Source organism: Sivoneniella epilithica UHCC 1019 (genome assembly GCF_040830845.1).
Classification (GTDB): Bacteria; Cyanobacteriota; Cyanobacteriia; order Leptolyngbyales; family Leptolyngbyaceae; genus ULC077BIN1.
Map to the genome: position 1 here is coordinate 19,962 of NZ_JBFPDP010000064.1, position 4,399 is coordinate 24,360.

The following is a 4,399-nucleotide window of genomic DNA, read 5'->3' on the forward strand; positions in this document are numbered from 1 at the left end:
CGTCTACCGTAATTTTGCGAGACAAGTCGCCATTGGCGATCGCCGTTGCCACTTCCGCAATATTTCGCACCTGTCCAGTCAAATTTCCTGCCATGAAGTTTACGGAGTCGGTCAAATCTTTCCAGGTGCCCGCCACCCCTCGTACTTCCGCCTGACCGCCCAATTTGCCTTCGGCTCCCACTTCTCGCGCCACCCGCGTCACTTCCGAAGCGAAGGAATTCAACTGATCCACCATCGTGTTAATGGTGCTTTTCAAATCCAAAATTTCACCTTTGACATCGACGGTAATTTTCTTGGACAAGTCGCCATTGGCTACAGCGGTTGTGACTTCGGCAATGTTCCGTACCTGTGCCGTCAAGTTTCCTGCCATCGAATTCACAGAGTCGGTCAAATCTTTCCAGGTGCCAGCCACCCCCGGAACTTGCGCCTGTACGCCCAGCTTGCCTTCCGTTCCCACCTCGCGCGCTACCCGTGTCACTTCGGACGCGAAGGAATTCAACTGATCCACCATGATGTTGATCGTGCTTTTAAGATCGAGAATTTCGCCCTTTACATCCACCGTAATTTTCTTGGAGAGATCGCCGTTTGCCACAGCGGTCGTCACTTCCGCAATGTTCCGTACCTGTGCCGTCAAATTTCCCGCCATCGAGTTGACGTTATCGGTCAGGTCTTTCCAGGTGCCAGCCACCCCTTTCACTTCTGCTTGTACGCCCAGTTTGCCTTCGGTGCCCACTTCCCGTGCTACCCGCGTCACCTCAGAAGCAAAGGATTGCAGCTGATCCACCATGGTGTTGACGATCTGCGCCGTTTGCAGAAATTCCCCTTGCAGCGATCGCCCTTCGATTTCCGTCGCGATCGCCTGCGACAAATCCCCATTTGCGACCGATCGAATGACGCGCGTGATCGCAGCCATTGGCTGCACCAAATCCACAATCAAGGTATTGATGGAGCCTTCACACGCTTTCCAGGAACCCTTTGCACCACTCAACGATGCCCGTTCATTCGTCTTTCCTTCCTTCCCCACAACGGTGCTAATCCGTTCTAGCTCCCCGGTCATTTGCTCGTTTTTATCGATGATGTCATTCAGCGTATCGGCAATCTTACCTGCAACCCCCGTCTGGTCGTAGGGCATTCGGATGGAGAAATTACCCTTCTTCACTTCCGTTAAAACTTTGAGCAGTTGCTTCAGGTCGAGATTGTCGGTTTCGCTAGGCGCTTGAGCAATTGTCATAAACGGTGACCTAGAAGGTAAGTGTTGATGGGAAACTGAAGCAGTTTTGTCAGAAAACCTCTCAGAAGAAATATACAACTTCCCATGTGGATCTTCTGCTTCAAAAGGCAGAATGTCCTCACCCTTGAGAATGAAGCGTAAGTCTACAAAGTCAGTCTAAAGATAGATGTTAGGGATACACATTTAGCTGAGTGTAATAAAGTTGGACATGCATTAATGCTCTCTTTGTTTCGACAAATACTTTGGAAGATCAATTTCAGCATAAACAAGTCAGTCGAAATGGAGTGAACCCGTTACAGGATGGCTTTACTCAATTGATTGAGGCGATCGCTCAAGCTGTGATTAAAGTTGGCGAAACCCAGCAGCTTGAGACCGCTCTGGCAATTCGTGATGAAATCCGTCGTTTACCAGATGAATTAGTGACAGAAGTATTGAATCAAGTGATGCTAAAGCTGATTCTGACTGATCCGTTACTGTGTCGCTGGTTCGTGCTTGATGTATTTTTGTATGATGCCGATCCAAGTGCGAAAGCAGATGTAGCAGAGCGAATGAATCTATTACTGGCGGATTTGCGATCGGCTTAATGATATTAGGAGACTTCTAGAGAAAACTACCTGCTAGTTGAGTGTAGCCGCAGCTAGATGTTCTAAGCGCAGTCGAAGGGCACAATTTCAATGGGTCAGATCTTTTTGAGAAATCTTATTAGAGGTTGAATATCAGTCGATTTAATGAGCAGCCCTTTGTTCTGTGATTAACTTCGGCGATCGCTAGACGGACTTCTCATCAAGCAGCGTACCCTCAGTATTCGCTCCCTTCAAGTTCGTTCCGCTTAAATTTGTCTGGTTGAGATCGGCTGCTTGCAAGTTTGCTTGAGACAGATCGGCAACCGCTAAATCAGCCCCGCTCAAATTTGCCTGCTCTAAATTGGCAGCCGCTAAATTTGCTTGACTCAGGTTTGCCTCGCTTAATTGGGACTCAGTCATGTTGGCAACCACCAGATCAGAACGGCTCAAGTTTGCGCCCTCCAGCATTGCCCCTTGCAAAATTGCTCCATCTAGAATAACGTCTCGTAGATCTTCTCCCTGCAAGTGAACATTATCACTGCCTGATCAAACCTACCGTTGTGAATCAGGCAGCGGCAGCCTGGGATTTATTTCTACGCCAGTGGGCAGCAATCGTCCAGTGGTGGCGTAGTGGTAGCCGACACCTGCCATCAACGCGATCGCCAGCAATGCGCCCAGTAACCCATCGCCAGCCACAAAACGACCGCCGTCCGTCGATCGCACACCATCTCGGTAGCCTTTGAGATACTCAGGATTCTCTGATGCAGAAGAGATTCCGATACGGCGCTCTTTTACGTTCCTCATATTGGCATCTTCCTAATTTCAATAGAATCTGCAATTTCAAAACTCAACTTGTCTAAAACGCTGAGATTTGGGTGCTTGAAGCTGATGTAGATGAGATCGGCTTAGTTGCAGCTGCCTGCTGACAAGCCGCAAGAACTTAACGATCGCTGGCACTCATGGTGTTGATGCGATGCAACTTATCCAGTTCGGCAGTCGTTTTGCTCTGAACTGCGGTTTCCGTGGCGAGCGGTTGGATCTCTAGTGTTGTATTATTGAGGTTGCCTTTAAAGCACTGAAATTCAGAACGTAAGTAGTAGAGTGCGCCGATCACTTCACCATTGCGCTGCTGAAAAATCATGTATTCCTTAAAAATCTGATTGGGCTGCGCGACTTGCCCGTAGAGATAAATACCGTTAGCTAAATCATTGCTTGATCAAGCTTGGGCGACTTCCAGTCCTGCGCCTACCCAGGTAGCCATGATAGCTAAAGTAGTCGTAACGGCTTTGGTACAATTTGATGCAGGTAGATTCGTTACTGTCTCTCCTTGCGAACATTCCACCTACGTTAACGCGGTTTGTATTGATTGTCCTATTGCTAAAGTTCTAATTAGTGGCTCTAAGGTTCTGCCTTTGGAATGAGTTAAACTCAAGGATAACTGAAGGTTGTAGTTAGTTCAAAAAGCCTATTCTGCCGCTTGTACCAACTTCAATGTTATGTAGAGACGAGTGGTAATGCAGCTAATGAGTGAACATCACTTCGTACAGTGATAGCGAAAAAGTGATATTCCAAGTTGGTTGATAATCTGTCTTAATGTATAGATCTAATTAGTTGATGTTTGAGTTATCATTCACCCAACTTCAACGTCTGGAATCGAAAGTTTCGCATTTCAAAGGAGGTCGTATAGCGGGTTGCCCACCAGGGCAAGGGAGATAAGGATACAGATGCCCACTTCGTATTCTTCCTTTCATCGTTTGTAGAACCGCTAGTCACGCATGAATCATTTAACTCACTCCCGCAGCTTGAGAAAGCAGCAACAGCAACAACAGATGAGTAACCGCGATCGCGATTGGCTAACTCACCCAAGTCTCTTCGACGGCAGCAACGAGATTGCCACATGTGCCAGAAGCGCCGCGATCGCCATTCACACTCATACCCAGTTTTCACCCGAAGTTGGACTGAAGCGGCACTCACAAAACTTTCCTTTGCTGCTTTGCTAATGATCTCTAGTAGCTTTACCATTGCCTTGTCTCAGGTTAGTTTTCGACCGCTACCAAAACATCAATCTCAGATCGTCCCAGAGCTTGTGACGTTGAGGGCGGAAGTAGAGCGGTTGTTTGCTACGCCGGATAGTCTTGGAGCGATCGCGATCAGAGTTGCTGAAGGCACTCGTACACCAGAGGGTGGTAAAACCTCAATTTGGCAGCAGCACACCGATCCCGGTAACTCTGCCACCAATCAAGGTACATTTAGCTGGCAACTTGAAGCTACTTCCGTCGCGGATGCAGAACAACGGGGACTTGATCGGGCGCGCCAAGAGGCAATTCCTCATCTACTCCAGGATGCTGAGAATATGGGTGTTTCACTGAGCATCAACGTTCTGGTGCAGGGTGTCGATCTATGGAATCAGTCTCCCCAAGCAGGACGTGACTTTGTTGAGAATTTGAGGCGATGCCAGCAATGGGAAGCACAAGAATCTGCGGCAGTGCTGAAGCGAAAGGAGGAAACTGGCACCTGCCAAGCTAACGCCCATTATCAGCGGGGAAATAGACATAAAATCACGGACTGGCAACGGTTTAGAGAGTTTGCTCAAGCTCATGGGGGT

At 48.3% G+C, this 4,399-nt stretch carries 6 protein-coding genes and 1 pseudogene; 3 read left to right on the forward strand and 4 right to left on the reverse strand.

Annotated features, from left to right (window positions below):
* The coding region (locus AB3R30_RS24165; RefSeq protein WP_458651771.1) for a HAMP domain-containing protein at positions 1-1,231 on the reverse strand (1,231 nt) is incomplete at its 3' end.
* A 242-nt stretch (positions 1,232-1,473) separates the two neighbouring features.
* On the opposite strand from AB3R30_RS24165, the gene AB3R30_RS24170 reads away from it, so the two are divergent.
* Positions 1,474-1,815, forward strand: coding sequence for a hypothetical protein (locus AB3R30_RS24170; RefSeq protein ID WP_458651772.1), 342 nt, complete (start codon positions 1,474-1,476; stop codon positions 1,813-1,815).
* A 183-nt stretch (positions 1,816-1,998) separates the two neighbouring features.
* Here AB3R30_RS24170 and AB3R30_RS24175 read toward each other — a convergent pair whose 3' ends face one another.
* The 3 genes from AB3R30_RS24175 to AB3R30_RS24185 form a co-directional block, all read right to left on the reverse strand.
* On the reverse strand, positions 1,999-2,319 hold the full coding sequence (locus AB3R30_RS24175; protein WP_458651773.1) for a pentapeptide repeat-containing protein: 321 nt from the start codon (positions 2,317-2,319) through the stop codon (positions 1,999-2,001).
* A gap of 27 nt (positions 2,320-2,346) precedes the next feature.
* A complete protein-coding gene (locus AB3R30_RS24180) occupies positions 2,347-2,598 on the reverse strand; it encodes a hypothetical protein (RefSeq protein ID WP_458651774.1) in 252 nt (83 codons plus the stop codon).
* Positions 2,599-2,734: 136 nt separating this feature from the next.
* A complete protein-coding gene (locus tag AB3R30_RS24185) occupies positions 2,735-2,935 on the reverse strand; it encodes a hypothetical protein (protein WP_458651775.1) in 201 nt (66 codons plus the stop codon).
* A 634-nt stretch (positions 2,936-3,569) separates the two neighbouring features.
* Here AB3R30_RS24185 and AB3R30_RS24190 point away from each other — a divergent pair.
* Positions 3,570-3,794: a hypothetical protein gene (locus tag AB3R30_RS24190; protein ID WP_458651776.1), complete on the forward strand. Its 225-nt coding sequence runs from the start codon at positions 3,570-3,572 to the stop codon at positions 3,792-3,794.
* A 494-nt stretch (positions 3,795-4,288) separates the two neighbouring features.
* Positions 4,289-4,399 (forward strand): annotated as a pseudogene (locus AB3R30_RS24195) (IS630 family transposase); the annotation flags it as partial.

Excerpts from the sequence above, each read along its gene's own strand:
- AB3R30_RS24180 (WP_458651774.1), bottom strand. The coding sequence starts at position 2,598 with ATGAGGAACGTAAAAGAGCGCCGTATCGGAATCTCTTCTGCATCAGAG.
- AB3R30_RS24185 (WP_458651775.1), bottom strand. The coding sequence starts at position 2,935 with ATGATTTTTCAGCAGCGCAATGGTGAAGTGATCGGCGCACTCTACTAC.
- AB3R30_RS24190 (WP_458651776.1), top strand. The coding sequence starts at position 3,570 with ATGAATCATTTAACTCACTCCCGCAGCTTGAGAAAGCAGCAACAGCAA.